The 26,406-nt window shown below is 57.2% G+C and carries 31 protein-coding genes and 1 tRNA gene; 17 read left to right on the plus strand and 15 right to left on the minus strand.

The features are described 5' to 3' along the window. The first annotated feature begins 45 nt into the window (after positions 1–45). Positions 46–1,995 carry a DNA primase gene (dnaG, locus tag AC2FLO_RS09640; protein WP_496752962.1) on the plus strand — a complete coding sequence of 650 codons (1,950 nt, stop codon included), beginning with the start codon at positions 46–48 and terminating at the stop codon, positions 1,993–1,995. 114 nt (positions 1,996–2,109) lie between these two features. Further along, on the plus strand, positions 2,110–4,092 hold the full coding sequence (gene rpoD, locus AC2FLO_RS09645; protein ID WP_209504318.1) for an RNA polymerase sigma factor RpoD: 1,983 nt from the start codon (positions 2,110–2,112) through the stop codon (positions 4,090–4,092). Between the two features lie 178 nt (positions 4,093–4,270). Here the strand turns inward: rpoD and AC2FLO_RS09650 are convergent, their stop codons facing one another. Together AC2FLO_RS09650 and AC2FLO_RS09655 are read right to left on the minus strand one after the other, a co-directional pair. Continuing rightward, positions 4,271–4,510 (minus strand): helix-turn-helix domain-containing protein, encoded by a 240-nt coding sequence (locus tag AC2FLO_RS09650; RefSeq protein ID WP_496752961.1) that lies wholly within the window; start codon positions 4,508–4,510, stop codon positions 4,271–4,273. Beyond that, the gene (locus tag AC2FLO_RS09655) at positions 4,507–5,289 is read right to left on the minus strand and encodes an AraC family transcriptional regulator ligand-binding domain-containing protein (protein WP_496752960.1); all 783 of its coding nucleotides are present in this window, start codon (positions 5,287–5,289) and stop codon (positions 4,507–4,509) included. The genes AC2FLO_RS09650 and AC2FLO_RS09655 overlap by 4 nt, the downstream gene beginning before the upstream one ends. Positions 5,290–5,634: 345 nt before the next feature. On the opposite strand from AC2FLO_RS09655, the gene AC2FLO_RS09660 reads away from it, so the two are divergent. From AC2FLO_RS09660 to ribD, 6 genes are all read left to right on the plus strand, one after another. Next, the gene (locus AC2FLO_RS09660; protein ID WP_496811670.1) at positions 5,635–6,072 is read left to right on the plus strand and encodes a thiol-disulfide oxidoreductase DCC family protein; all 438 of its coding nucleotides are present in this window, start codon (positions 5,635–5,637) and stop codon (positions 6,070–6,072) included. Positions 6,073–6,074: 2 nt separating this feature from the next. Then, complete coding sequence (locus AC2FLO_RS09665; protein ID WP_496752958.1) at positions 6,075–6,620, plus strand: DUF4166 domain-containing protein; 546 nt, start codon at positions 6,075–6,077, stop codon at positions 6,618–6,620. 78 nt (positions 6,621–6,698) lie between these two features. Next, positions 6,699–7,103 (plus strand): hypothetical protein, encoded by a 405-nt coding sequence (locus tag AC2FLO_RS09670; protein ID WP_496804350.1) that lies wholly within the window; start codon positions 6,699–6,701, stop codon positions 7,101–7,103. A gap of 21 nt (positions 7,104–7,124) precedes the next feature. Continuing rightward, positions 7,125–7,538, plus strand: coding sequence for a secondary thiamine-phosphate synthase enzyme YjbQ (locus tag AC2FLO_RS09675; RefSeq protein ID WP_496752956.1), 414 nt, complete (start codon positions 7,125–7,127; stop codon positions 7,536–7,538). A gap of 120 nt (positions 7,539–7,658) precedes the next feature. Continuing rightward, positions 7,659–8,129 (plus strand): transcriptional regulator NrdR, encoded by a 471-nt coding sequence (gene nrdR / locus AC2FLO_RS09680; protein WP_267367325.1) that lies wholly within the window; start codon positions 7,659–7,661, stop codon positions 8,127–8,129. Continuing rightward, positions 8,126–9,226: a bifunctional diaminohydroxyphosphoribosylaminopyrimidine deaminase/5-amino-6-(5-phosphoribosylamino)uracil reductase RibD gene (gene ribD / locus AC2FLO_RS09685; protein ID WP_496752955.1), complete on the plus strand. Its 1,101-nt coding sequence runs from the start codon at positions 8,126–8,128 to the stop codon at positions 9,224–9,226. The genes nrdR and ribD overlap by 4 nt, the downstream gene beginning before the upstream one ends. Before the next feature lie 2 nt (positions 9,227–9,228). Here the strand turns inward: ribD and AC2FLO_RS09690 are convergent, their stop codons facing one another. The 3 genes from AC2FLO_RS09690 to AC2FLO_RS09700 all read right to left on the minus strand — a co-directional run bounded on the left by AC2FLO_RS09690 (position 9,229) and on the right by AC2FLO_RS09700 (position 13,745). Beyond that, the gene (locus AC2FLO_RS09690; RefSeq protein WP_496752954.1) at positions 9,229–11,229 is read right to left on the minus strand and encodes a capsule polysaccharide biogenesis protein; all 2,001 of its coding nucleotides are present in this window, start codon (positions 11,227–11,229) and stop codon (positions 9,229–9,231) included. Between the two features lie 3 nt (positions 11,230–11,232). Beyond that, positions 11,233–12,366 carry a polysaccharide biosynthesis/export family protein gene (locus AC2FLO_RS09695; RefSeq protein WP_496752953.1) on the minus strand — a complete coding sequence of 378 codons (1,134 nt, stop codon included), beginning with the start codon at positions 12,364–12,366 and terminating at the stop codon, positions 11,233–11,235. 80 nt (positions 12,367–12,446) lie between these two features. Then, entirely contained in the window at positions 12,447–13,745 is a 1,299-nt protein-coding gene (locus tag AC2FLO_RS09700) for a capsule polysaccharide biogenesis protein (protein WP_480583507.1), read from the minus strand. Positions 13,746–13,886: 141 nt separating this feature from the next. On the opposite strand from AC2FLO_RS09700, the gene AC2FLO_RS09705 reads away from it, so the two are divergent. The 6 genes from AC2FLO_RS09705 to AC2FLO_RS09730 all read left to right on the plus strand — a co-directional run bounded on the left by AC2FLO_RS09705 (position 13,887) and on the right by AC2FLO_RS09730 (position 18,530). Further along, a complete protein-coding gene (locus tag AC2FLO_RS09705) occupies positions 13,887–14,474 on the plus strand; it encodes a riboflavin synthase (RefSeq protein WP_480583510.1) in 588 nt (195 codons plus the stop codon). 104 nt (positions 14,475–14,578) lie between these two features. Next, positions 14,579–15,700, plus strand: a complete 1,122-nt coding sequence (gene ribB / locus AC2FLO_RS09710) for a 3,4-dihydroxy-2-butanone-4-phosphate synthase (protein WP_480583513.1) — start codon at positions 14,579–14,581, stop codon at positions 15,698–15,700. 2 nt (positions 15,701–15,702) lie between these two features. Next, positions 15,703–16,254, plus strand: a complete 552-nt coding sequence (locus AC2FLO_RS09715; protein WP_496752952.1) for a 6,7-dimethyl-8-ribityllumazine synthase — start codon at positions 15,703–15,705, stop codon at positions 16,252–16,254. Further along, the gene (gene nusB / locus AC2FLO_RS09720; RefSeq protein ID WP_496752951.1) at positions 16,251–16,733 is read left to right on the plus strand and encodes a transcription antitermination factor NusB; all 483 of its coding nucleotides are present in this window, start codon (positions 16,251–16,253) and stop codon (positions 16,731–16,733) included. Before AC2FLO_RS09715 ends, nusB begins: the two co-directional genes overlap by 4 nt. 59 nt (positions 16,734–16,792) lie before the next feature. Next, positions 16,793–17,098 (plus strand): hypothetical protein, encoded by a 306-nt coding sequence (locus AC2FLO_RS09725; RefSeq protein WP_496752950.1) that lies wholly within the window; start codon positions 16,793–16,795, stop codon positions 17,096–17,098. A gap of 328 nt (positions 17,099–17,426) precedes the next feature. Further along, positions 17,427–18,530 (plus strand): adenylate/guanylate cyclase domain-containing protein, encoded by a 1,104-nt coding sequence (locus tag AC2FLO_RS09730; protein ID WP_480481561.1) that lies wholly within the window; start codon positions 17,427–17,429, stop codon positions 18,528–18,530. A 387-nt stretch (positions 18,531–18,917) separates the two neighbouring features. Here AC2FLO_RS09730 and AC2FLO_RS09735 read toward each other — a convergent pair whose 3' ends face one another. Next, positions 18,918–19,343, minus strand: coding sequence for an SRPBCC family protein (locus AC2FLO_RS09735; protein WP_267365293.1), 426 nt, complete (start codon positions 19,341–19,343; stop codon positions 18,918–18,920). Further along, positions 19,340–19,660 carry an ArsR/SmtB family transcription factor gene (locus tag AC2FLO_RS09740; protein WP_496752974.1) on the minus strand — a complete coding sequence of 107 codons (321 nt, stop codon included), beginning with the start codon at positions 19,658–19,660 and terminating at the stop codon, positions 19,340–19,342. The genes AC2FLO_RS09735 and AC2FLO_RS09740 overlap by 4 nt, the downstream gene beginning before the upstream one ends. 114 nt (positions 19,661–19,774) lie before the next feature. Between AC2FLO_RS09740 and AC2FLO_RS09745 the strand changes: the two genes are divergently transcribed. Further along, positions 19,775–20,206 carry an MmcB family DNA repair protein gene (locus tag AC2FLO_RS09745; protein ID WP_480481559.1) on the plus strand — a complete coding sequence of 144 codons (432 nt, stop codon included), beginning with the start codon at positions 19,775–19,777 and terminating at the stop codon, positions 20,204–20,206. 4 nt (positions 20,207–20,210) lie between these two features. Here AC2FLO_RS09745 and AC2FLO_RS09750 read toward each other — a convergent pair whose 3' ends face one another. Then, on the minus strand, positions 20,211–20,399 hold the full coding sequence (locus AC2FLO_RS09750; protein WP_117869403.1) for a DUF6324 family protein: 189 nt from the start codon (positions 20,397–20,399) through the stop codon (positions 20,211–20,213). A 77-nt stretch (positions 20,400–20,476) separates the two neighbouring features. Here AC2FLO_RS09750 and AC2FLO_RS09755 point away from each other — a divergent pair, with 77 nt between their 5' ends. Together AC2FLO_RS09755 and AC2FLO_RS09760 are read left to right on the plus strand one after the other, a co-directional pair. Continuing rightward, positions 20,477–20,959, plus strand: a complete 483-nt coding sequence (locus AC2FLO_RS09755) for a GNAT family N-acetyltransferase (RefSeq protein ID WP_496752949.1) — start codon at positions 20,477–20,479, stop codon at positions 20,957–20,959. A 48-nt stretch (positions 20,960–21,007) separates the two neighbouring features. After that, positions 21,008–21,084: transfer RNA gene (locus AC2FLO_RS09760), tRNA-His, on the plus strand. Between the two features lie 93 nt (positions 21,085–21,177). Here the strand turns inward: AC2FLO_RS09760 and AC2FLO_RS09765 are convergent. From AC2FLO_RS09765 to AC2FLO_RS09795, 7 genes are all read right to left on the minus strand, one after another. Beyond that, on the minus strand, positions 21,178–21,984 hold the full coding sequence (locus tag AC2FLO_RS09765) for an ABC transporter permease (protein WP_209595834.1): 807 nt from the start codon (positions 21,982–21,984) through the stop codon (positions 21,178–21,180). A gap of 91 nt (positions 21,985–22,075) precedes the next feature. Then, complete coding sequence (locus tag AC2FLO_RS09770) at positions 22,076–22,963, minus strand: ABC transporter permease (RefSeq protein WP_480481688.1); 888 nt, start codon at positions 22,961–22,963, stop codon at positions 22,076–22,078. A gap of 79 nt (positions 22,964–23,042) precedes the next feature. Next, positions 23,043–23,792 (minus strand): transporter substrate-binding domain-containing protein, encoded by a 750-nt coding sequence (locus AC2FLO_RS09775; protein ID WP_267365285.1) that lies wholly within the window; start codon positions 23,790–23,792, stop codon positions 23,043–23,045. A 34-nt stretch (positions 23,793–23,826) separates the two neighbouring features. Continuing rightward, positions 23,827–24,603, minus strand: coding sequence for an ABC transporter ATP-binding protein (locus tag AC2FLO_RS09780; protein ID WP_267365283.1), 777 nt, complete (start codon positions 24,601–24,603; stop codon positions 23,827–23,829). A 128-nt stretch (positions 24,604–24,731) separates the two neighbouring features. Next, a complete protein-coding gene (locus AC2FLO_RS09785; RefSeq protein ID WP_480481552.1) occupies positions 24,732–25,481 on the minus strand; it encodes a phosphate/phosphite/phosphonate ABC transporter substrate-binding protein in 750 nt (249 codons plus the stop codon). After that, the gene (locus tag AC2FLO_RS09790; protein ID WP_480583528.1) at positions 25,478–25,915 is read right to left on the minus strand and encodes a tellurite resistance TerB family protein; all 438 of its coding nucleotides are present in this window, start codon (positions 25,913–25,915) and stop codon (positions 25,478–25,480) included. Before AC2FLO_RS09790 ends, AC2FLO_RS09785 begins: the two co-directional genes overlap by 4 nt. Positions 25,916–25,935: 20 nt before the next feature. Next, positions 25,936–26,385, minus strand: coding sequence for a tellurite resistance TerB family protein (locus AC2FLO_RS09795; RefSeq protein ID WP_480583530.1), 450 nt, complete (start codon positions 26,383–26,385; stop codon positions 25,936–25,938). Positions 26,386–26,406: the final 21 nt, after the last annotated feature.

Raw genomic sequence — 26,406 nt, forward strand, 5'->3', positions numbered from 1 at the left:
CGCCTTCCTCTTGGCGCGCGTTTTCATTTCTGGCAGGTTTAGCAGATGTCATTGCCCCCCGGATTTCTGGACGAATTGCGCACGCGGCTCAGCCTGTCTCAGGTTGTCGGGCGCAAAGTCATGTGGGACCAGCGCAAGTCCAATCAGGGCAAAGGGGACATGTGGGCGCCTTGCCCGTTCCATCATGAAAAGACGGCCTCGTTCCACGTGGATGATCAGAAGGGGTTTTATTACTGCTTTGGCTGTCACGCCAAAGGCGACGCGATCAGTTTTGTGAAAGAGACCGAGAATGTCTCGTTCATCGAAGCAGTCGAGATTCTGGCCCGCGAAGCCGGGATGCCGATGCCTGCGCGCGATCCGAAGGCGCAGGAAAAACAGGACCACCGCACACAGCTGGCTGATGTGATGGAGCAGGCAGCGCAGTTCTTCCGCCTGCAGCTCAAGACCGGGGCAGGAGCCGCCGCACGAGACTACCTCGCGCGCCGCGGGTTGAACGCGCAAGCGCTGGACCGGTGGGAGATTGGATTTGCCCCGGACGATTGGCAGGCGCTGTGGGACCATCTGCGCGGCAAGAACGTGGCCGAGGACCTGATCCTTGGGGCCGGGCTGGCCAAGCCGTCAAACAAGGGCAAAAAGCCTTATGACACCTTCCGCAACCGCATCATGTACCCGATCCGCGATCCGCGTGGGCGTTGTATCGCGTTTGGCGGGCGGGCGATGGACCCCAATGACAACGCGAAATACCTGAACTCGCCCGAGACCGAGCTGTTCGACAAAGGGCGCAGTCTTTACAATCAAGGCCCTGCTCGACAGGCGGCAGGTAAGGGGCAGCCGCTGATCGTGGCCGAAGGTTATATGGATGTGATCGCGCTGGCCGAAGCAGGCTTTGGCGCGTCGGTTGCCCCATTGGGTACCGCCATAACCGAACATCAGCTGCAACTGCTCTGGCGGATATCGGACGAGCCGATCATTGCGCTGGACGGCGACACAGCAGGTCTGCGCGCTGCGATGCGGGTGGTTGATCTGGCTTTGCCGATGCTCGAAGCTGGAAAGTCGCTGCGGTTTGCCCTGATGCCCGAGGGCAAAGACCCCGACGACCTGCTGCGCGCCGAAGGGGCAGGCGCTGTGAAGGCCGTGCTGGATGGTGCCATTCCGATGGTCAAGCTGCTGTGGCAGCGCGAGACCGACGGCAAGGTGTTCGACAGTCCTGAACGCAAGGCGGCTTTGGACAAGTCCCTGCGCGAGAAAATCAAGCTGATCCGCGACCCATCGATACGGGCGCATTATGGGCAAGAGATCAAGGACCTGCGCTGGCAGTTGTTCCGTCCGCAACGGCAACCGCAATCCCGGCAATGGCAACCGCGCGGCAAATGGGTGCCGCCAAAACAACCCGCCACGCCCGGCGCGCGGTCCTCGTTTCTGGCCTCGTCCGAGAATGCCGAGATTCAACTGCGCGAAGCGGCCATTCTGGCTATTGCCGCGCTTAACCCCCAAGTCGTCGTGCAGTTCGAACACCAACTGGAAGAGATGGAATGCCGCGATGTTGATCACGCCGCATTGCGAACCGCAATCCTGCGCCATGCAATTGATGATCCGGACAATCTGAAGGACCACATTGCCGAAACTTTAGGGCCTGAGGCCCTTGAAAACCTGCTGGCCCTTCGCCATGTCGCCGTAATCCCCTGTGTGTTCAAACCGGGCGACGTTGAAAAGGCCGAGATGACTCTGGCCGAAGAACTCGCGAAAATCAAAGCGCTCCGGGGGTTGGATGCTGAGATTGCCGAAGCCGCAGAGGAGTTGTCTGATCTGGCCGATGAGGCGCTGACATATCGGCTGGCGCAAGCGGCAGAAGAACGCAACCGGACAAACCGAAGCCAGAATGAAGACAGGGCCATATTCGACATCGCCGACAACGGGGCGCGAATCAACCGCGACGAGAAAGACGCGTTCGAGGCAATCATGTCCGGCATCAAATTCGAGCGGAAACGCCGGTAAAATGGTGTTTTCGTAAGGCACTGGAAAAGAAAAACGGGTAAACGGGTGGCCGAATCACTTCTACGCGCTAATGATTCGGTTCAAACGAATCACCCATCCCTGCAGGAGCATTGAATGGCCGCCAAAGACACGACCGAAGATCGCAAATCCGACGAGCAGGACCAGGAAATCTCGCTGGACATGAGCCAGGCCAACGTCAAGAAGATGATCGCCGAGGCCCGCGAGAAAGGTTACATCACCTACGATCAGCTCAATCAGGTTTTGCCGCCCGATCAGGTCAGCTCGGAACAGATCGAAGACGTTATGTCTATGCTGTCCGAGATGGGCATCAACATCATCGAAGATGAAGAGGCCGAAGAGGAAGAGAACAAGGGCTCGACCGAACTGACGACCACCGAAAGCAACCGCGAGGTTGCGTTGGCCGGGGCCGCCACCGAAAAGCTGGACCGCACCGACGATCCCGTTCGCATGTATCTGCGCGAGATGGGTTCGGTCGAACTGCTGAGCCGTGAGGGCGAGATTGCCATCGCCAAGCGGATCGAAGCAGGGCGCAATACCATGATTGCCGGCCTGTGCGAAAGCCCGCTGACCTTTCAGGCGATCACCATCTGGCATGACGAATTGCTGTCCGAGGATATTCTGCTGCGGGATGTCATCGATCTGGAAACCACATTCGGCAACCAGCTGGACGAAGATGGCGACGCGCCAGTCGTTGACGCGTCTGCCGTGCAGGCTGCGAAACCCGCGAAAGAGGCCGGGCCGGAACTGGATGCCGATGGCAACCCGATCACCAGCGACGACGACGATGACGAAGACGATCAGGCCAACATGTCGCTGGCCGCGATGGAAGCGGCATTGAAGGATCAGGTTCTGACCACGCTGGAGCGGATCTCAACCGATTTCGCGATGCTGTCCGAAATGCAGGACAGCCGCATTTCGGCCACCTTGAACGAGGATGGCACGTTCAGCGAAAAAGACGAAGAGACCTATCAGAAGCTGCGGGCCGAGATTGTGCAATTGGTGAATGGTCTTCACCTGCACAACAACCGGATCGAAGCGCTGATCGACCAACTTTACGGTATCAACCGTCGCGTCATGTCGCTGGACAGTTCGATGGTGAAGCTGGCCGATCAGGCACGGATAAACCGTCGCGAGTTCATCGACGAATACCGCGGGCGTGAACTGGATCCCAACTGGCTGGCCGAAATGGCGGAAAAGCCGGGCCGGGGCTGGCAGATGTTCATCGAACGCTCGACCGCGAAGGTCGAAGAGCTGCGCAACGACATGGCTCAGGTCGGCCAATATGTGGGTCTGGACATCAGCGAATTCCGCCGCATCGTTCAGCAGGTCCAGAAGGGCGAAAAAGAGGCGCGGCAGGCCAAGAAGGAAATGGTCGAAGCCAACCTGCGTCTGGTGATCTCGATCGCCAAGAAATACACGAACCGCGGCCTGCAATTCCTTGATCTTATTCAGGAAGGTAACATCGGCCTGATGAAGGCGGTAGACAAGTTCGAATACCGTCGCGGCTATAAGTTCTCGACCTATGCAACGTGGTGGATTCGTCAGGCCATCACGCGTTCAATCGCGGATCAGGCACGCACGATCCGAATTCCGGTTCATATGATCGAAACGATCAACAAGCTGGTCCGGACCGGTCGCCAGATGCTGCACGAGATCGGCCGCGAGCCGACACCTGAGGAACTGGCCGAAAAGCTGCAAATGCCGCTTGAGAAGGTTCGCAAGGTGATGAAGATCGCCAAAGAGCCGATTTCGCTGGAAACTCCGATTGGTGACGAAGAAGACAGCCAGCTGGGTGATTTCATCGAGGATAAGAATGCCGTGCTGCCTCTGGACAGCGCCATTCAGGAGAACCTCAAGGAAACCACGACACGGGTCCTGGCCTCACTCACCCCGCGTGAAGAACGTGTGCTGCGGATGCGTTTCGGCATCGGAATGAACACCGACCACACGCTTGAAGAGGTGGGTCAGCAGTTCAGCGTGACCCGCGAACGTATCCGCCAGATCGAAGCGAAGGCGCTGCGGAAGCTGAAGCACCCCAGCCGATCCCGAAAACTTCGGTCCTTCCTGGATCAATAAGTATCAAGGCGCCTCACCCGAGGCGCCTTTTTTCATTCCGGACACACTTCACGATGGCCTGTTCTCCCATCACATTGGCGGGAACGCACAAGGCCCGGACCTTCTGTCTTTCTATATCCGTTCTGTCCACTCATGGGACGGGCCGGGGCGAGGTTTATCAAGCTGATGACCCCCGGTCTCACGTCCGTATCGGGTGTTCCAATCGCGTCTTGAACGCGCTGGGCGGCTGGCCTGTCCAACGTTTGAAAGCGGTCGAAAATGCGGCCTGATCGGCATAACCCAGCGAATAGGCGATTTCGGACAAGGGCATTTCATTCTTGATAAAGGTCTGCGCCAGGTCGCACCGCAGATCGTCGACAACATCGCGATAGCTGGTGCCTTCGTCCTTGAGGCGCCGACTGAAGGTTCTAAGGCTCATCCCCAAATCAGCCGCGAGGCTTTCGGCCTGCGGGATTGCGCCGGGCAGGGAACGGGTGACAAGCCCTCGACCTTGGCACGGGTCAGATGTTTGGGCGCGCCTCTCTCAGAAAGCAGGCGATCTGCATATTCCAGCAAATGCTCTCTGAGTTGGGGGTCATACGTCGGCACAGGCAGGTCCAGCGCGGCAAGTGGCAGGATAATCTCGAGGTTCTCGGCCCCAAAAGTCACCGGAAAACCGGCAAGCTTTTCAAATCTTTGGGCGTGGTCGCCGACCCTGTGCTGAAACCGAATTTCTATCGGATAGAGATTGACTTGTGTCAGGTTCCGCATTCTGGCCAGGGCAGCAAAAATCAGGAATTCGGTGCGTCTGTGATACCGCGCATACCCGGAATCTTTCCACTCGGCTTCCAAGGTCGCAAAATTACCCGCGACGCGCAGGTTAAGCGCGATGGCAGGGTCGATGATGCTGTGAAAGCGCGTGAGGTTCTCCATCACCTGTTTCAGGTCTCGGGAATACTTGCTGATATAGGCGGTCACGGTCGAGGCTGACGTAACCTCAAGCCCCGTGCGGGCAGCAAATGTGACGTCGTGGGTGGCGTCACATGCATAACGGATAAACAAAGCCTCGCTTTGTACGCTGTAGGTAGTGACCGGCGGTGCGATATCCTGAGGGCGTAGCCCCGCCATTTTCAGGACATCGCGGGACATGTCGCCATTACCGGAATGGCGGTCCAGTGCCTGAATAAACAGATGAAGTCGGCCGATATCGACATCCATCGCGAAACAGTACCTCAAATTTTCAAATACATACGCAGACTATTACGGAATTCTCTTTCATGATCGACGGTGCTGACAAGTGGATTTCACACAGAAACAAGCCGTCGATGGCAGTTTCTCGAAAATTTTTGACCGGTATGGACAAGCGTCGCCACGTGTAACGAACCACTTCAGCAGTGTTGCCGGGTCCAGACCTTTATGGGGATGAGGTCAGAGCCTCGGGGAAATCACCAGCCTCTGGTCAAGGCTCCCCGGCACGCCCCCACACCTTTCGTACATGTCGCATTGCTTCGCTCAGGTGGTTTTGTCAGGCTGGCTTTAAGTCAATAATTCCGGTGTAAAACCTTGCAAGATATTTTCAAGAATACAGGGGTTTATGACCAAAACCTGATTGTGTTTGACAGCGAATGCGTGTTGTGTTCGGGGTTTTTCCAGTTTATGCTGAAACGTGACCGGCGCCAAGTTTTCCAGTTTGCAACGGCGCAATCCCCGCTTGGGCAAAAGCTATATCGTGATCTCGGCCTTCCCACACAGGATTTTCAAACAAATCTGGTCGTTGTGGATGGCGCTGTTTTTCAGCATCTGGATGCGTTTGCAGAGGCGATGAAACAGTTGCGTGGCCCGTGGTCGCTGTTCTCAATGTGCCGGTTTCTGCCTCGGCTTATCAAGGATCCCGCCTATCGCCTGATCGCACGAAACAGATACGCGTTCTTCGGGCGTTCCAAGACATGTCTGGTTCCCGGTCCCGATATCAGGGTTCGTTTTGCCGAAAACGGGTACTAGCGATGGGCGATCCCTTTCTTAAGGCGATAGGATCGACCGAAAGGTTGCCAAAGGCGGTTCGAGATCTGCACATGAGCGAGGGCTGCTTTGCGGGACGCTGCGAGATCGAACGTGGCAAAGGGATATGGGTTGCCCTTGTAACACGTCTGGCAGGGTTTCCGCAAAACGGCAAAGACATCCCCGTTTCCCTGCAGATTGATTCAAATGGCGAAATCTGGTCATGGGACCGGAATTTCGCGGACCACAAAACCCGATCAACTCTGAAATATGATACGAAAAGAGAGTGTGTCCGTGAATCTTTCGGCGCGGTCTCGATTTGGTTGCAGCCCATTTGGCAGGAAAACGGGATGCATATCAAAATTCTCCGCCTGACCGTGTTTGGCATCCCGATGCCATCTTTTACCTTGCCGCGTTCAAGAACGCACGAATGGCAGGACAAAGCGGGGCGCTTTCGGTTTGATGTGTCTGCGGACGCGCCGGGACTGGGGTTGTTGATCAGATACCAGGGATGGCTCACGCCGGTTCACGCAACGCATGAGACGGATTAAACAGAACGTGAGTGACCCTGTGCCGACGAAGCTTATGGCCTAACCTTTTTGAGACACACAATCAGGGAAGAAATGACAATGAAACATACACGGACATTTGCCGCGATTGCCGCCCTGGCGTTCAGCATTCCAATGACGGCTGACGCGGCGCCGCACGGGTACCGGACCGAGCCGATAAACGCCACCGATTTCGAAGTTATTCCGCGCGGCGACCAGCGCACCGAAGGATACTGGTGCGCGGCAGCGGATTATGCACGGCGTACATTGGGCGCGGGCTGGCGCGATCCGATCTACGTGTTGCGCGGGTATGGGCCAAGCGTCACCACCGGTCGTAAAACGGCGGTTCAGTTCTCGACCAAGCCGCCCCAGAATGTCGATGTACAGCCAAGCAGCTTTGTTACAATCGGTTTTCAACCTGGCGCCAGCATGTCTGTACAAGGCGCGAATGCCAGGTGTAACTATCGACCGTTCTATAACGATTGACAGAACGGCGAGACACCGCGAATGCAGACTGAATTTGTAATCCGGACCCAAGGATCAGGTCTTTACGAATTCACGTCCGAGGTGACGCAGTGGCTTGGGCAGGTGGCGACGGATGGCTTACTGACGCTTTTTGTCCGCCACACCTCCTGTTCATTGCTTGTTCAGGAAAACGCAGACCCCGAAGTTCAAACTGATCTTCGGGCGTTTTTCGCAAGGCTGGTGCCGCAATCCGATCACCCGGCAATGTCGTATCTTCGGCATACTTATGAAGGCCCCGACGACATGCCAGCGCATATAAAGGCAGCGCTGTTGCCGGTATCCTTGTCGATACCTGTGGTGCAGGGTCGCCTGTGTCTTGGAACATGGCAGGGGATATATCTGTTTGAACACCGCACGGCACCACACCAGAGACGGATTGCAGCGCACCTTGCCTGACCCTTTATCTAGCGGTTGAAATTTCCGACTACCCAAACTCTAGTTGCTGCCCTATAGTTGTGGATAAGTAAGTCGCAGCGCTTACAAAAAGAGGCGGAACAAGGTACGAGGAGACGGCGGATGCGCTGCCCGTTTTGCGGAAATATTGATACTCAGGTAAAAGATTCACGTCCGGCAGAGGACCACGTGGCAATCCGCCGACGCCGGTTCTGCCCGGCCTGTGGCGGGCGGTTCACGACCTATGAGCGTGTGCAGCTGCGTGATTTGGTTGTCATAAAGACCAATGGTAAGCGCGAGGATTTCGACCGCGACAAACTGGAACGTTCGATCCGCATCTCGATGCAGAAACGGCCAGTTGATCCTGAGCGGATCGATCAGATGATTTCGGGTATCGTGCGTCGGCTGGAAAGCATGGGCGACACGGATATCCCGTCCCACAAGATCGGTGAGATCGTTATGGAAGCTCTGGCGCGGATCGATACCGTCGCTTATGTTCGCTTTGCGAGTGTGTACAAGAATTTCCAGGCGGCCGATGATTTTGAGGAGTTTGTCCACGAACTGCGCCCGCCGCAGCCACCGACGGACGAGTGAGCGAAACAGATAAGCGATTCATGGCGCTGGCCCTGTCACTGGGGCGGCGCGGTCAGGGGATGTGCTGGCCAAACCCTGCGGTGGGGTGTGTTATCGTGCGCAAAGGCCGGATTGTCGGGCGCGGTTGGACCCAGCTGGGCGGCCGCCCCCATGCCGAGACCGAGGCTTTGGCGCAAGCCGGGCAGGCCGCACATGGCGCGACCGCCTATGTGACTTTGGAACCCTGCGCCCATCACGGCAAAACACCCCCCTGTGCCGAGGCTTTGATTGCTGCGGGTGTCGCCCGTGTCGTGGCAGCCGTGGAAGACAGCGATCTGCGTGTCGCGGGGCAGGGCTTTGCCAAGTTGCGCGAGGCCGGAATTAAGGTCGTAACCGGTGTCCTCGCAGAGCAGGCGGAATGTGATCTGGCGGGCTTTTTTCTGAAGACCGAACAGGGCCGACCTTTCGTGACCCTCAAGCTGGCCAGCAGTTTTGACGGGCGGATCGCAACCTCGACCGGGCACAGCCAATGGATTACCGGGCCACAGGCGCGCCGCGTCGTCCATGCCATGCGTGCGCGACACGACGCGGTGATGGTCGGAGCGGGTACGGCGCGGGCTGACGATCCCTCACTGACAGTTCGGGATCTTGGCATTGATCATCAGCCCGTGCGCGTTGTGGTTTCGCGCCATATGGATATTTCCTTGATGGGGCATTTGGCCCGCACGGCATCAAAGACACCTGTGTGGCTCTGCCATGCGCATCACCCGGATGCCGAGCGCGCGAAAGCCTGGGAAGGATTGGGCGCAAGGCTGATCCCCTGCGCGTTGAAGGATCATCAGATTGACGCGGTCGATCTGCTCCAACAGTTGGGGCAAGCCGGTCTGACCAGCGTCTTCTGCGAAGGCGGGGCGGCGCTGGCTGCATCGCTGCTGGCCGAGGATCTGGTGGATGAATTGGTCGGATTTACCGCTGGATTGACCATTGGGGCCGAAGGTCTGGCTGCTGTGGGAACATTGGCGTTGACGACACTGGACGCCGCGCCACGGTTCGAACTGGTTGAAGCGAAAGTGGTGGGTGGGGATATCCTGCACCGTTGGCGCAGGGCGTCGGAGTAGCGTTAGCGCCACAAGTGCGCATGTGTCGCAAACACGCCCTGAAGTTTTGACAGAACACGATTGAACGGACCGGTCGGAGCACAAGTGCCCTGCGCCAGACGTTCAACGGCAACCTCGACGGGGCAGGGTTGCCCTGTGACCGGGTCGAAATAACGAGGGTAATCAATCAGGCTGGCATGGACGAGGCCCATCAACGTCGGTCTTGCGCCACGCCGAGCGGGAACAGCCCCCAGATCCGTGGTCAGCCCCCAACCCGCATAAAAGGGCGCGCCCAGAGTTGTAACCTTCACGCCGCGCAGCAAAGCCTCGAACCCCAGAAGCGATGTCATGGTCCATACTTCCTGCACGTGCGGCAACAATGATGCGGGGTCTGTTTGGGTTAAAACAATGTCGGCAATTGCCTCGGCATCGATCCTGCCTTCGCGCAGACCCGCTTCGACATCGGGGTGGGGTTTGTAAATCAGGATCGCGTCGGGATTGGCGTCGCGCACAGCTTTCAGCAGGTCCAGATTGCTGCGGACCGCGCTGGTACCCAACAGTATCGAGGCGTCGTCCTCGACCTGTCCGGGCACAAGAATACGATGGCCTTCGGGCAGGGGGCTGGTCGGATTGCCGGTATTGTATTTGCTCAGGCCTGCGGCCAAAAGGTTTTCGACAAGACGTTCCGCGCGCAGGTCCTGATCCGGCCTCAATGTTTCACGCAAGGTGATCAACTCTTCCAACTGGCTGGGTTTTGTCGGGTCGTAATAGATACCGATCTCGTCCGTCACCAGCGACAGTGGCGGGACCAGTGCCGCCCCAAGCCCGCGTGAACGCAGGAACCCGTCTTCGACCCGAACCGCCCCTTCGGTGTTCCTTGCCTGGCTGGCCCAGACCATGTGGGGGCGGTCCAGTGTGCCGGGTTGAGATGCCGTAAAGCGCAGCTTTCCATGTTGCCCGAAAAACTGTTGCAGATGCCTGCGTTTCCACAAGCGCATCCCGGATGCCGTCCAGCCGTTCTTGTCCTGTCGCCAGGCGCCGGTCTTTGCCTCTAACGTGTCCAGTACCGTTTCCAGTTCGCACAGCTGATCGCGATAGGGGTCATACCAAGTCGGGTACAGCAGCATGGCAGCCGCGAACAATTGCGCCCGTGTCAGGCTGCGCTGGCGGCGCGGAACGGGTCTGTCATCCTGCGTCAGGCCCCATCCGGCATAGAAAGGTTGGCCGAACACACGCGGTTTGTGGCCTGCCAGAATTGCCTCGAACCCCAGTTGCGAGGACACGGTGTAGACAGCAACAGCCCCTTCAAGCAACGGCCATGGGCTGATCGGGTCGCTGAACTGCGTTATCCGGTCTGACAGGTCCTGATCGGTAAAATGCCCCTGACGGTGACCCGCCAGTGTTTCAGGATGCGTCTTGATCAGGATACGTGCGCCGGGGTTTTCCTCCTGCGCCAAGACAAGCATTTCAAGAAACCGGGCGCGGTCCGCTCCGCTTGCTGTTACCGACGCATCGCCGACCGTCTGATCAATCACCAGAACATAACCCGGATCGGGTGGTTCAAGATCGAGATCGAAGGCGGAATACTTGCTGAGGTTAAGCTCTCTGATCCGCGTGATCGCGGCGCGGGCACGGTTCAGCAGAGCCGTGTCATCCAGAGGGTGCGTGGCCAGCATTGTTTCAAGTTCAGACGGCGTGGCGGTATCGAAATGCAGGCCGGAACGATCCAGCAACAGCCCCAAAGGGGGCTCGCCATTCCGGCCCGGGTGCAGTGATCTGAGAAAGGCGTCCTCGACCCGCAGAATCGGGGCGGCGTGTTTTTCGGCGATCTTAAGACCGCGATGTGCTGTCGGGCTGTTGCCCCAGACGCCTACGCAATCGCCTTCTTTCGGAAATCCCAGTCGAATGTCGTAACCCGAAAGCGACAGAATTCGTCTCAGACGTTTCTGGGTCAGAAAGCCGCCGTTATAAACAAACAGCCGATTTTGCCCGCTCCCGGCTGACGTGTCGGGATCGGGCCGCATGCATCAATTGCCGGTTAGCGTGGCAACGTTTGCAACGGGAGTCAGACCGCCTGCGATAAGTGAGATCGACTTGCTCCACTGAGCATAGGGCGCTTCGGTCACGTAGATCGTATCATCGTCCCGGATCACGAAATCGCGTGCAATGAACAGGCCGTTGGGGGCTGTCAAGTTCAGCAGGTAGATCATGCGCTGATCCCCTTTGAGGTCGGCCCGTCCGGTGATACTGCGGGCAACATCCTGACGTTCCTTGCGCAGAATGAAGATACCCGTTGGATCCGAGGACAGCGTCAGCAGACCGCCGACCTGCGCCAAGGCTTCCAGTGCCGACAGATCCTGACTTTCAAACGCCACGCGCGACTGGCCCCCGGTTGCGCCAAGGGCGATATACGATCTGCTGTCCTCTTCCACCAGAATGCGGTCACCACCGCGCAGGGCGACGTCCAGCTTGGGGTTGCGGAACAGGTCCTCGTACCAGACGGTACCTTTCTGATCGCCCCGGATCAGGGTCACCAGCGCGATGTCAGACGCGACCGAGACTCCGCCCGCCCGGGACAACATACCAAGCAGCGACCGAGTTGGCCGTTCAATCGGATAAATGCCCGGTGCGGCGACCGTGCCCGTCAGCGAGACGGTGGACCCGTCACCAGCGACGCGACGCACTTCGACCTGCGGGTCCGGCGTCTGTTCCTGAAGCTTGTCCGTGATCAGAACGCGCAGCTGTTCCGGCGTGTTTCCTGCAGCCCGAATCTGGCCTGCATAGGGAACAAAGATAAATCCGTCGCTGTCGACCTGAACCTCATTCAACGCGGTCGCCAGGCCGGTTTCGCCGGACAGCAGTCCATCGTCGACGTTTTCCCAGATGGTCAGCCCCAGCACGTCTCCAGGGCGAACGGTATCTGCGGTCAATGTCTGGGCACTGCTGAAGGAGGAAGAAAAGCCATACTGAGGAATGGCGGACGTCGCGCGTGTGACGTTGTCGTCAACTTCAACGACATATGCGTTGCCCCCGTTTTGAACTGAACCGGCCAGAATTTCGGATTTATTCGGTCCGGATTTTGGCAGCTGGCACGCGGCCAGCAGGCCAATTGCAGCCACAAGGGACACACCCCGCATCCATCGCCCAGAAGAGACTTTCACCGCCCGATATCCTCAGTCTTTTGTAGTTGCGTGCAGACTAGCTGGTAAGTGGCTTAACTTCCAGTCACACACCACCCGTTTCATTCGACGACTTTCAACTGTGTCGTTCGCGCCTCGTTCGTGTTCAGAACCGATTGGTAGGGGTCGTTGGTGTCCAAAAGCATATCTACGGCGCGGCGCAGCAGCTGACGGCGGCCACGCCTTGAATAGAACCCGCCGGGTACCTGACTGGTTTCCAGAAGAAATTGCCGATAACAGCGATAGGCTTCGGCATCCGGGTGGTGGGGATCGGCGAAAAACGCCGCGATTGGCTGCTGCGAGACGAAATCGGGCTTGTCATAAACCGAACGCCCGAAAATGCGCAATGGAATGCCTCGCCACAAAACCTGCTGTCCGGCGGTGGAATTCACGGTGACGGCCGAATTCGCCTCATCCAGCAATCTGGCCAGTTTGCCGCCCGGCACATAATGAACCCGGTCGCCGATGCCATGTTTTCCGGCTATCTCGCGGGCCCGGCGTCGCAACGGTTCGCGATGGTTTTCCAACGGGTGTTCCTTTACCACCAGCCTGTGATGGGCAGGCGCGCCCTGCGCAAATCCTTCGATTACCAGCTCAAGAAATTCACACATGCCCGAAAAGCTGGAATGAGCCTGCACCGAGCTGTCATGCCCAAGCTGCAACAGAACGAGGTGGTAGGGGTATCCGCCCCATCTGACCCGCGCCGTTGCCACACTTCGTTGAAGGCGATGAAAAGGCATCAAAAACAGTCGCTTGAGGTACAATCTGAATTCTTGCGAGACAGGTAATTCCCTGTGCGGTTGAAAGTTGCGGTAGCGACTGTTCAGGGCCATCACGAACCAATGATAAAGGGCGCCATAGAAGATATGGTGCCGCATGTCTCCCCAATGCGACGGTGGCGGCGGCGCCTTTCGGTCGGACAAGGCCAAGGCCTGGCGCATTTGCTGAACGTCCAGCGACATCAGCCGGGAATTTCCGTTTGATCCGTCCCGCTCATAAGTCACCCACCATGGGCGCAGATACCCCTCCTCGAATACATGTACGGTAACTCCGCAAGACCGGGCGATTTCGACCGCACGCGCATGTATGGGTCTGGTGTCGCCATATAGAACAATATCCGTAACTGCTTTTTCATCGATCAAAGAGGACAGTGTTGCGGGCCAGTTTTCCGGTTTGTCCTGAAACGGGATGTAGCTTGCCTTGCCAAACCAGAACGCCTGATCGCCTGCATTGAACCCAACCCGCCAGACCCGAGCCCCCGTGGCGCGCAACATACGCCCCAAGGCCGGGAAAAAAGGTCCGTGCGGGCCCTGAAGGAACAGGAATACCCGATCATGAGACCTTGAAGGCGGGTGCGGCATCCGAACTGCTCGTATTGTTGTTGTTGCCAAAACTATGCCCGTTTGGTGGGTGTACGGCAAGGCAGGGCTTGCCCGCGCGGCCCGTTGGCCTTACCTCGACGGTGATAGTCAGGCACAGGTTAGGAACTGAGGGTTAACGGAATGTTTACAGGGATCGTCACCGACATGGGCACTGTCGCCGAGCTGGAGCAGCAGGGAGACCTGCGCGCGCGGATCAGGACTGCCTATGACACTGCGGGCATCGATATCGGAGCCTCTATTGCCAGTGACGGTGTTTGTCTGACCGTGATCGCGCTGGGCGACGATTGGTATGATGTCCAGATCAGCGCGGAAACCGTCTCGAAAACCAATCTCGACACCTGGACTGTCGGCAAGCGTGTCAATCTGGAACGCGCGCTGAAGGTTGGTGACGAATTGGGCGGTCACATCGTCTCGGGCCATGTGGATGGCGTAGCCGAGGTGATCGCGATCAGGGAAGACGGTGACAGCACCCGCGTCACCCTGCGCGCGCCAAAGGATCTTGCACGGTTCATCGCGCCCAAAGGATCGGTGGCATTGAATGGCACATCCCTGACGGTCAATGACGTGACAGATTGCGATTTCGGCATCAACTTCATTCCACACACCAAAGAGGTCACCACCTGGGGTGACGTGCAGGTCGGGGACCGGGTCAATCTTGAGATCGATACACTGGCCCGTTATGTGGCGCGTCTGGCCGAGATGTCCTGATACCATACGTCGCGTCGGAGCAGACCTGCGCCGTTTGTGGACTGGTCTTTGTGCCCTCAGTGGTCTATTCCGCCGTTCAAACATGCCATGCGAAAGGCTGCCCAATGAGCTTTGAGACACCCGGCCCGGTCGAGGCCCGGCTGCGCGACGCGATCAGCCCGATCGAAGACATTATTGAAGAGGCGCGTGCCGGCCGGATGTATATTCTGGTCGATCACGAGGATCGCGAAAACGAGGGCGATCTGGTGATTGCTGCCGAGTTCGCAGATGCCGAGGCCATTAACTTTATGGCCACCCATGGCCGTGGTCTGATCTGTCTGCCTATGACGGCAGAACGGGTCGAAGCGCTTGGGCTGCCGATGATGGCGGTGAACAACTCGTCCCGGCACGAAACCGCATTCACCGTGTCCATCGAGGCGCGCGAAGGGGTCAGCACCGGGATCTCTGCCGCCGATCGTGCGCTGACCGTGGCGACTGCGATCAACGAGCAGAACACAATGGCCCATATCGCAACGCCCGGCCACGTCTTCCCCTTGCGCGCCAAGCGGGGTGGGGTGCTGGTGCGTGCCGGTCATACCGAGGCTGCCGTTGATATCTCGCGTCTGGCCGGTCTAAACCCCTCGGGCGTGATCTGCGAGATCATGAAACCCGACGGCACCATGGCGCGTCTGCCTGATCTGGTTGAGTTTGCGCAAGAGCACAACATGAAGATCGGCACGATCAGTGACCTGATTGCCTACCGGTCGCGCAACGACAATCTGGTGGTTGAAACCTCGCGTCAGATCGTGACGTCAGAATATGGCGGCGAGTGGGAGATGCGGCTGTTCACCGATCAGACCCATGGCATCGAACATGTGGTCATGATTAAGGGCGATATCACCACACCCGAACCGGTGTTGACCCGCACCCATGCTTTGCACGAGGCCCCCGATATTCTGGGTCTTGGTCCGAAATCATCGCGCGAACTGCCGCGCGCCATGGAAAAGATTGCTGAAGAAGGACGGGGCGTGGTCTGCCTGTTCCGTCAACCGCGCAACTCGCTATATGCGACGGGTGACGAGGGACCGCGCACCATTAAACAAACCGGTCTGGGGGCCCAGATCTTGTCCAAGATGGGAATTCAGGAACTGGTTCTGCTGACCGACTCGCCAGAAACCGTATATCTGGGGCTTGACGCGTTTGGCCTGTCCATCGTCGGTACCCGTTCGATTTTGAAGGAAGACTGATCATGGCTGCTCAAGACGAACATGGCGTTCTGCCGACACCGAAATTTGACAAGCCGGTCAAGCTGCTGATCGTGGCGGCGCCGTTTTATCGTGCGATTGCCGATAACCTGATCACGGGCGCGAAGGCCGAAATCGAAGCCGCGGGTGGAACCTGCGAAGTGGTCGAGGTGCCCGGCGCGCTGGAAATCCCGACCGCCATCGCAATGGCCGACCATCAATGCAACTTTGACGGTTACGTCGCGCTGGGCTGCGTCATTCGCGGCGAGACCACGCATTACGAAACCGTTTGCAATGACTCCAGCCGGGCCATCCAGTTGATGGGCCTACAGGGCCTGTGCATCGGCAATGGCATTCTGACTGTGGAAAACGACGCGCAGGCCGAAGTCCGCGCGAACCCGAAAAAGATGAATAAAGGGGGTGGGGCTGCTGCTGCGGCCTTGCATCTGATCGCGCTCAGCCGTAAGTGGGGCTCTTCCAAAAAGGGCGTTGGTTTCAAACCGCCGTCCGAGTCCATCCTCGTGGCGGGCGACAGCAACGGACCCTCGACAGCATGACCAAGACAGACGCGCCGAAACCGGCAAACCAGAAACGCCTGATGAAATCCGCCGCCCGGCTTTATGCCGTGCAGGCGCTGTTCCAGATGGAACAGTCCGGGCAAACGACCGAAGCTGTCGTGAATGAGTTTCTGGATCACCGTTTTGGCGCTGTCTATGAGGGTGAGGAAATGTTGGACGGTGATATCAGCGTCTTCCGCTCGTTGGTCGATAATGCGGTGAACTATCAGGCGGCCATCGACCAGATGACGGACCGTGCGCTGGTCGCCAAATGGCCGATCGCTCGGATTGACCCGACCTTGCGGGCGCTGTTCCGTGCGGCTGGGGCAGAGCTGACCCAAAGCAACACGCCGCCAAAGGTTGTCATCACTGAATTTGTTGACGTTGCGCGTGCGTTTTTCCCGGAAGGCAAAGAGCCGAAATTCGTCAATGCTGTGCTGGATCACATGGCCCGCGAGGCACAGCCCGAGGCATTCTGACGCCTTTACGAGAACCAGATATGCACTAACTTGAATGTCATAGCGCAAAGAGGTTCGCCATGCCCAAACTGATCCGCCTTTATATCACGCAAGTTGCCTGGGGCTTTGTCATTTCGGCTGTGTTTGTCGGCGTCCTGTTGGCGCTGAATGTCGCAAACCTGCGCCATCTGATAACCAGTTCGGAAATCGGTCTTATCGCTTTGGTGATGATCTGGTTCATGAACGGCATTGTCTTTGCCGGTGTCCAGTTCGCCTACAAGATCATGAGCATGGCAGAAAAGCCTCAAGGCCCGCGCCGAGGAACACCGGTTTTAGATGATTTGAAACCAGTTGCGATCAAGCAAGAGGCGAGTTTTTCACGCTAATTTTGATGCCAGGCTTTATCACACCAAGCCTCTTATGGGTTCTCTGGCATATCGTGAGATGGTTGCGCCGACATTGACTGTTGCAGCTTCAAAGCAGGTGCAGCCGCTGTCACGTTTGTATGCGGTTGATTTCAGCCTATCGCGGATATTCAGAATGGCGTATCTGGGGCCTTGGTCTGAACATATTCCTTCAATATAGCGCTTTGAATAACCTGCTAATCGGAAGGGACTTTGATCATCTTGTCCAAGCGACTAGTTTGACAACATGGCCTCCGTACCACAATTAACCGACTGGATGATTACCGAAGGACGCCGCTCAGGCGACCCCGTGAAAGTAGTTTCTCATTTCTGCTCGTCATTAGTTGACGAAGGCGTTCCACTCTGGCGAGTCAATATTGGTCAGCGGTTCGCCAATCCGTTACTTATTGCATGGGGGATAGTCTGGACCCCTGACCGGACCGACAGCTACGACGTAACTCATGAAACGATGTCGACAGACGGGTATGTTGGCAGCTCATTTGAGTACATTCTGGAGCACAGAAAGCCACTTCATAAAAGTCTGCGACAACTTGATCCAAGGACCGAGCATTCATCGTATCTTGAATTCGCTGAGTCGGGTGGCACAGACTACTATGCCACCCTTATGTATTATGGTGATGGATCTCTGCACGGCTGTACATTTGTTACACAGGACCCAGACGGTTTTTCACCGCAACATCTGGAATTGATTGAGGAAGCTCTGCCTGCTCTATCGTCCGCCTTGGAACCCGTCACAATGCGCAAGTCAGCCAAGGGGCTGCTACGAACATATCTTGGTGATGGGCCCTCTGATGCGGTTTGGAATGGGCGGATCAAGCGGGGCGAACGAACGACAGTTGATGCAGTTGTCATGTTTTCTGATTTGCGAGGTTTCACGGCTCTTTCGGAAGCCGCTCCCGAGGTGGATGTTTTTGACGCGCTGAGCGGATACTTTGATCTGGTTGTGCAATCCGTAGAAGAGAACGGCGGCGATGTTCTCAAGTTTATGGGTGACGGTATTCTCTCGATCTTCACCATCGCAACTCAGGTTGACCACGCCGACCGATGCCGAAAGGCTGCGCAAGCCGCACAAAGTGTATTGGCCGGTTTGACGACGCTCAACAGTCGCCGCGTTGAGGCTAATAAGTCGTCTTTGGATGTAGGAATCGGGATCAATGTTGGGCAAGTCAGCTATGGCAATATCGGCAGTCCGGGAAGGCTTGATTTCACGGTTCTCGGGGGCGCAGTGAACGTTGCCAGTCGCATAGAAGGTCTAACCAAGTCTATCGGTCACAGAGTGCTGGTAACATCAGCGATTGCTGGGACCTCACCTGATCTGTTTTTGCCTTGTGGGGTTCACGAAGTTCGTGGCCTTGCTAATCCAATCGAATTGTTTTCTCTCATCGAAGGATAGCCTTGAACCAGTTTGCATGAATATTCTTGGGGCCAGGGAATGGGTGCTATGTTTCAACAGGAAGGCTGGTACACTAAGTCAGCATTGCTTTTGGAAGAATTGGGCTATCAGAGCGGATTAATTTGATCTGCATGACATCCAGGTGTGTAGAGACCGACGTTGGTGGTGCTCTGAGCCAATTCAGCAATGTGGCGGGACCACCAAACAACCGTGTGGTTTGATTCCCGAGGACCTGTATATACAGGTGGGCGCCAGGTAATCAGGCCAGGACCTGAACAGAGCCAGCCCCCTCGGAATTGCTTAAGGCCACCAGAATGCTACCTGTCACAAGAAGGGCAGAACCCGCCACGCGCTTAAGTAGGGCGTCTGACGGGTTCGCACAAGGGGTCAGGCATCAACAGTTTCGTGCAATGCCGTGCGCATCTTGCCAAAGTGCTCGTCCCAACCCTTGTCCAGTGCCAGGATCAGGCCAAAGGCATCGGCCCCTTGCGGCAGGCCTTCATGCCGCAGGTCAAGGCGCGTCCCGCCTGCGACGGGTTCCAGGGTCCACTTGACGACGCTCACCGCGTCGCCCATCGGTTTTACGGTGAACGTGTATTCCAGATATTTGGGAGGGTTGGCAACGCGAACCTCACCCCAGATCAACAGGTCGCCGCTTGTTGTGCCAAACATCTCCAGCTTTTGACCCGCGGTCAGAGGATGTTTCGGTTTGTGGAACCATTCCGCCAGGCGGTCCGGGTCTGTAAGATAAGCCCAAACCGTTTCCGGCTCGGCCCTCAGAAAGATCGATTTCTTCAGAACTGCATCGGTCATTTCGATTTCCTTTCAACAGCTTCCTTGAGAGAGTTGAGGCGATCGTCCCAGAACTGGTCAAAATACCTGAGCCAGTCCAGAACGGGGGCCATGCCTCGTGGTTCAAGACGGTTAATGCGTTCGCGGCCACGGGTTTCAACGGTGATCAAGCCGCCGTCGGATAGCACGGTCAGATGCTTTTTGACCGCGGCCCGGGTCATGTCGAACCGGTCTGTCAACTGCCCGATGGTCATGTCCTGAGACGAGAGCAATTGAACAATGTCCCTACGTGTGGGATCGGCCAGCGCACGGAACGCGTTTTGAGTTCGGTTATCCATATGCAACCCCAGAAGAGATACCATTTGGTATCATATTAATGCGATACCCAATGGTATCATGTCAAGCGCGATGCAGCACTTTACTTTTGTTCACCAATTGTTCACATTTAGGGTATGTTGTTAGATTTGCAGCCCGGACAGAAGCTCGCGCGTGGCGTCGCACGCCACCTTGCCGCGCATGGTTTTGTTTCTGTTGAAGAATTCGTTCCGGCACGTGGTCTGCGTGTCGATGTGATGGGGCTGGGTCCCAAAGGTGAGCTTTGGGTTATCGAATGCAAATCCAGCCGTGCCGATTATCAATCGGATGCCAAATGGCAGGGCTATCTGGAATGGTGTGACCGATTCTTCTGGGCCGTGGATACCGAGTTTCCGACCGATCTGTTACCTGACGAAACAGGATTGATTATTGCCGACGCCTATGATGCCGAGATCGTGCGCATGGCGCCCGAGGACAAGCTTGCTCCGGCGCGGCGCAAGAAGATGATCCAGAAATTTGCAACAGATGCAGCACGCCGTCTGCATGCGCTGCGCGATCCGCGCTTGTAAAAGCTCAGCCTTTGACGGCGAGGGCGGCCTGTATCGCGGCGCGTATCTCGTCGGCGATTTCTTCGGCTTCTTCCGGGTCGAAATCCATCGGAATTTCGATGCCGTCGGCTTCGATGAACAAGCGTACCATCCCCTGATCGGTCGGGCCGATTTGCAGGTTGGCCTGAATATCGCGTTCGGTATTGATGCCCATCTGTGCCTCCGAGACTGAGCGTTCGTGCTAGCGCGCACGGGGTTGAGAATCAAGTCACCTTTGCGGTCAGATAAGACATGGATAAAGTGGTTCTCAGAACGTTTCGCCCCGATGATGCCGCGTGGCTAGTTGAACAGCACGGGTTGCTCTATGCGTGCGACGAAGGATTTGATGACAGCTTTGCTCCATTGGTTGCGCGCATCCTTGAGGAGTTCATTGCCGACAATGACCCGTCCTTTGAAAAAGGCTGGATTGCTGAACGGGCTGGGCAAAGATTGGGTAGCATTTTCTGCGTGCGTGTTGACCTGACAACCGCCAAACTGCGCCTCTTCCTGCTTGTCCCCGAAGCACGCGGACTTGGGTTGGGAAAACGGCTGTTACAGGCCTGTACAGACTTCGCACGCGAGGCTGGATATCGGGAAATGGTTTTGTGGACCCATGAAAGTCATACGGCTGCCTGCGCGCTTTACAGGGCGTTTGGCTGGGAACTGATCGACAGCAAACCGGTGCATTCCTTTGGCGTCGATCTTGTCAAACAAAGCTGGAGAATTCGGCTTTAATCCTCTTGCATTCCCCCGGCGCGTTCGGTACATCGCCCCTCACAAAGTGCCGCCTTAGCTCAGTTGGTTAGAGCGCTGGATTGTGGATCCAGAGGTCCCCTGTTCAAGCCAGGGAGGCGGTACCATTCCCCCCCAAATCGACTGTCCGTGTTCGCATCACCAAGCGTATTACAAGCGTAGTGTAGGCTTGAACGCCGGAATTTGCGGCGCGCCGTCCTTTAGCGCGCCAGGTTCAGTTTGAACCGCATTTTTGCCCGTTTAGCGGTGGGCAGGTGGCGGTTCAGTCGTTTGTTGATCAGGCCGAATCCCCCGACAATCACCAATGTTAGCAGGATGAAATAGAACGCCAGAATTGGATAGGGGATGAAGGGGTTGAACGTTTTGTCCGCGAAATAGCTGGCGTAATAGAGCGCGTCGCCACGCTGCTGCCAGGCCGGAAAGGCCGAGAAGAAGACCAGCGTGGTGGCGTGGAACAGAAAGATCGCTTCGTTCGTATAGGCCGGCCAGGCCAGACGCAGCATGGTGGGCCAGACGATCCGCCGAAACCGCGACCAGCCGGACATGCCATAGGCATCTGCCGCTTCGATATCTCCCTTGGGGATCGAGCGCAGGGCACCGTAAAAAATCTCACCCGAATAGGCTGCGGTGTTCAGGAACAGCACGATCAGCGCCCCCAGCCAGGCCGAGGTGAAGGCGTCGAACATCGGATATGTTTTCTTCAGCGACAGGAAGAAGAAATAAGCAAAGAAGAACTGGATAAAGAGAGGCGAGCCCCGGAACAGAAAGATGAACCATTCGGCAGGTTTGCGCAGCCATTTGTTGGTCGAGGCTTTGCCGACGGCCAGCGCGGTGGCCAGAAAGAACCCGGTCGCCAGCGCCATGACGCCGAAATAGATGTTCCAGATCATGCCCGAGCCGATCAGGGTGAACTGTTCGCACAGGGTGAAATCGGTCTTGGGCAGCAGGCGTTCGCCAAAGCCAAGCGACCGCAGGCCGTAATCCTGAATGGTCTGGATGCAGCTCATGATCGGGCTCCTTGGAAAGGAGATTGCGGGCGCGAGAGAGATTGCTGTGCAATCGCGTGCGGCACCCTGTTGCGGTCTTGAACGCGGATCATCATGCCGTGGTCTCCTTGCGCAGAAGCTCTCCGCCGGAAGTGGCCTGTCCGTGGGACAATCGCCGCATCAGTTTTTCAAGCCCAAGTTCCGAGAAACGGGTCATGCCAAGGTAGAAGATCAGCAGGAACAGGAAATACCACATGCGCCAGTCGCCATGCGGGTATTGCGTGAATTTCGAGGTTTTGGTGCCGCCCAGTTCGCGCGCCCAATACACGATATCTTCGACGCCCAGCAGGAAGAGCAGGGGTGTCGCCTTGATCAGCACCATCCACAGATTGGACAGGCCGGGCAGCGCGTAAACCCACATCTGAGGTACGAGGATTTTCCAGAAGGTCTGGCGGCGATTCATGCCATAAGCTTCGGCCGTTTCCAGTTGCGCATGTGGTACGGCGCGCATTCCGCCGAACAGGACATTGGCCGCAAAGGCGCCAAAAACGATAGAGAAGGTGATGACCGCAAGGAAAAACCCATAGGTTTCATGCACCCATTCAGGCGCGGTTCCGAGTGGCAGCTTGGCGGCCTGACAAACGAGGAAGTCATTGCCCTGGCGGATTGGGTCGGTCCAGTCCGGGCACAATATCTTATGCCGCGTCCACTCAAACGCCTGATCCAACGCGATGACGAAGAACAGGAAAAACGCAATGTCGGGCACGCCGCGCACAATCGCGATATACCCTTTGCCCAGCCAGCTGAGCGGGGGGAAATGCGAGCGCGCCGCCATGGCACCTGCAAACCCGAAGCCAAGAGCGACAGGGGCGGTCACAGCCAGCAAGGCCAAAACCTTGATGAAAGACAGGTAGAACGACCAGTGGACGCCATTGGTCAGGTAGCATGAAAACCAGCGGAACGTGCCCAGCGTGTCAGGATCAGCGCAGTACGAGAACATATGGCGTCTTTCCAACGTCTGTTCCGGCTAGGCCGGAAGCGGCCCGGCGCCAAAGCACCGGACCGGGATTGGTCAGGTCTTAGTTGGTGACGACCGAACCGTCAGTACCGTATGTGGCGGTGCCTTCACCGAACCACTTGATCAGCATCTCGTTCAGCGTGCCGTCAGCTTTCATCGAAGTGATGGCTTCGTCGAACTTGCCGCGCAGTTCACCGTCGCTTTCACGCAGGCCCATGCCGACGCCACCGCCCAGCGGAACCGGATCGCCGATAAAGACCAGCTCACCGCCCGATTCCTCGACCAACGGCACCAGATAGTCGCGGTCGGCCAGAACGGCATCGGCTTCGCCGTTACGGACGGCTGCAATAGTTTCTTCCGGGGTCGCGAATTCGACCAGGGTTGCACCAGATTCGGCAACGTGGCCCGCCTGGATCGTGGCGGTTTGCGCAGCAACGACACCGCCGGTTACGTCTGCCGAGTCAGAGGTCGCGACATAGGCCGAAGCGGTCGGCGGGTAATAGTCTTGGGTAAAGTCGATGACCTCATCACGTTCGGCTGTGATCGACATACCGGCGATGATGGTGTCGTAGTTGCCCGAGACCAGATTCGGAATGATCGAGTCCCAGTCGTTCTTGACCCATTCACACTCCAGGTTAGCGCGTTTGCACAGCTCGTCGCCGACTTCACGTTCGAACCCGTCGATTTCACCTGCATCGTTGATGAAGTTGTACGGAGGGTAGGCGCCCTCGGTGCCCATGCGGACCGTGTCGGCCATCGCGATACCAGCAGTCAGCGCCAGGGCTGCAGTGGACAGAATCAGGTTTTTCATTGGTTACTCCCCAGTTTTGGTTCTGTTCTTGAAGTTAAGCCGCTTGAGTAGCGGAGAGAAAGCCCCGAAGCCGTTCGGATTCGGGTGACGTAAAGATATCTTCGGGCAAACCTTCTTCCTCGATCAGGCCCTGATGAAGAAATACCACGTGGCTCGAGATATCTGCCGCCATTTTCATGTCATGGGTCACGATGATCATGGTGCGCCCTTCTGCGGCCAGATCCTTGATCACCTTGATCACTTCCTGTTCCAGTTCGGGATCCAGCGCCGAGGTCGGTTCGTCGAACAACAGCGCCTGCGGTTCCATGCACAGCCCCCGCGCGATCGCGGCACGCTGTTGCTGACCGCCGGACAATTGTGCCGGATAGGCGTCGCATTTGTCGCCAATCCCTACTTTCTCAAGGTATTTGCGCGCGCTGTCTTCCACTTCGGCCTTGTCGCGGCCCAGAACGGTCACGGGGGCTTCCATCACATTTTGCAGGATGGTCATATGCGCCCACAGATTGAACTGCTGAAACACCATCGACAGGTTGGTGCGGATGCGCAGAACCTGCTTGGGGTCCGCGGGGCGGCGCCCATGGCTATCGCCCGACCATTTGACAGGTTCGCCTTTGAACAGAATTTCACCTTGCTGGCTGTCTTCCAACAGATTGCAGCAGCGCAGCAAAGTTGATTTTCCTGACCCCGACGACCCGATCAGCGAGACCACGTCGCCGCCATGCGCTGTGATATCCACCCCCTTCAACACTTCCAGATTGCCGAAGCTTTTGTGAAGGTTTTTGATTTCGATGACGGGAGCGATTTCTGTCACGGGCAGTCCAGTAGTTTGTGGTGTTGGTGCGGTAATAGGGCCGAAAATTTTGCTCAATGCAATGCGCAATTCGCAAATTCAGGGTCGGAAACAGCCAAAATGACCAAATGCACCGGACAATTTGGTCATCAGATTATCCGCTGTGCGCATGGCGGTGGCGGGGTCGGTACGGACAGGTACTCCTCCGCCGGGATGTCGATCAGCCCCTGAATATGCAGCGTTTTGCGGTCGTGTTCGGCAAGGCCGACTATTGCTGTTCGAACTGCGTCTGCGACCAGATCCGCGTTTTGGTCGGGTCCAGTAATATAGGGCAGGGTTGGTGTAGGAGAGGTTTTTGCCAATTCGCGCAGGCTTTTGCCCAGATCGGTATGTTCCTGCAACATCATCCAGGTCAATGCATCCAGCGCGGCGAAATCTGCCTTCCCGTCCGAGACCGCCTGCGCTGACAGCGCGTGACCGCCTGTTTCCAACAACGACGCAGGATTTAGGTTCTCCCGGGATAGATGCGTGATCGGTGCTGCCCAGCCGGATTGAGACAGCGCTTCGTTATACGCGAAGATACCGTCAGTCATGCCCGCCAGCGTGCGGTTGTCGTCGCGCCGCGCCACAAAGACCGAGCAATAATGCCCGGCAGGACAACCGGGCAGGCCGTAATCCGGGGTGCCCACCAGTTGAACCCGACCATGCAAGCGTGTGCGATAGGGCATTCCACAGGTCTGCGCCAGCACCAGTTCGGGATCAAGCCAGACCTGCCAAACATCGGTGTCTCGGGTCAGCTGTTCTGGCCCGCATCCCAAATGCGCACGAATCAACCCCCAGAACCGATCATTGGCGGCCTGAACCTCGGGCATGTCATACATGCCAAGCATGGCTATCAAGATTTAGCGGCCTTTTGCCGGGCCAAAGCCGAATCCACGTCGCTGACCCCTAGCAGGCTGACAACCAGACGCAGCAGCGAGTCCTCCTCACCCGTACGGTGGCCATCAGCCAGGGCCACCGACCACAGCGCCTGAACCACCGCCAGCCGGTTTTCATAAGCGACTGCTTCCTTGATGGCGCGGGTAAAACGGACCGTGTCGGGGGCCTCGGCCTCAAGGTCTTCGGCACGGGCGCGCAAAGCCGCGCTTTCGAACGGGGACAAACCGTATCGTTCAGCCGAGATGCGGTCGATGCGCGCCATCTCGGAATCAGAATAATCGTTGTCAGATCGTGCCAGACGCACCAGCAGGGCCGTCAGGGCCAGGCGGGCATCATCTTCGACAAGCGGGTCGGGCTTGGGCTGTGTGAGCTTGGAAAGAAAGTCGCTGAACATGGGTAAGATATAGCGGGCGCTTAACTCACATCCAAGCGGCTTTGGACGCGCTCGCGCGATGCCTGACTGTCATTATAGCTCAGGCCCATGGATATGCGGGCTTCTTCGACGATCTTTATCTCGCCCTCGTCCGAACTGCCATCCGCCAGAACGATTTCCCACAACGCGTCAAGGGCTGCCAGCCGCTCTTTCAGGTCCGTGGTTTCCCGGATCAGTTTGCCGAACGTATCAGTTTCCGGTGCCGCAGCATGAAGCTTTTCGCAGGTGGCCCGAACCTTGGCCGCCTCAATCGCGTTATGCTGGTAAAGACGGGCCAGTATCTTGTCGATCAGACTGATCTCTTCCAGCTTATAATCGCGATCTGCCTGCGCGACGCGCACCATCAGAGCACCCAGAGCAAGTTCTGCATCCGGGTCCGGCAATTGTTCATGATGAGGCGGTCTGAGCGCCTTAAAGAACCTTTTCAACATAACAAACACCTAGACGACAGG

It is taken from the genome of Ruegeria sp. TASC047, assembly GCF_059612445.1.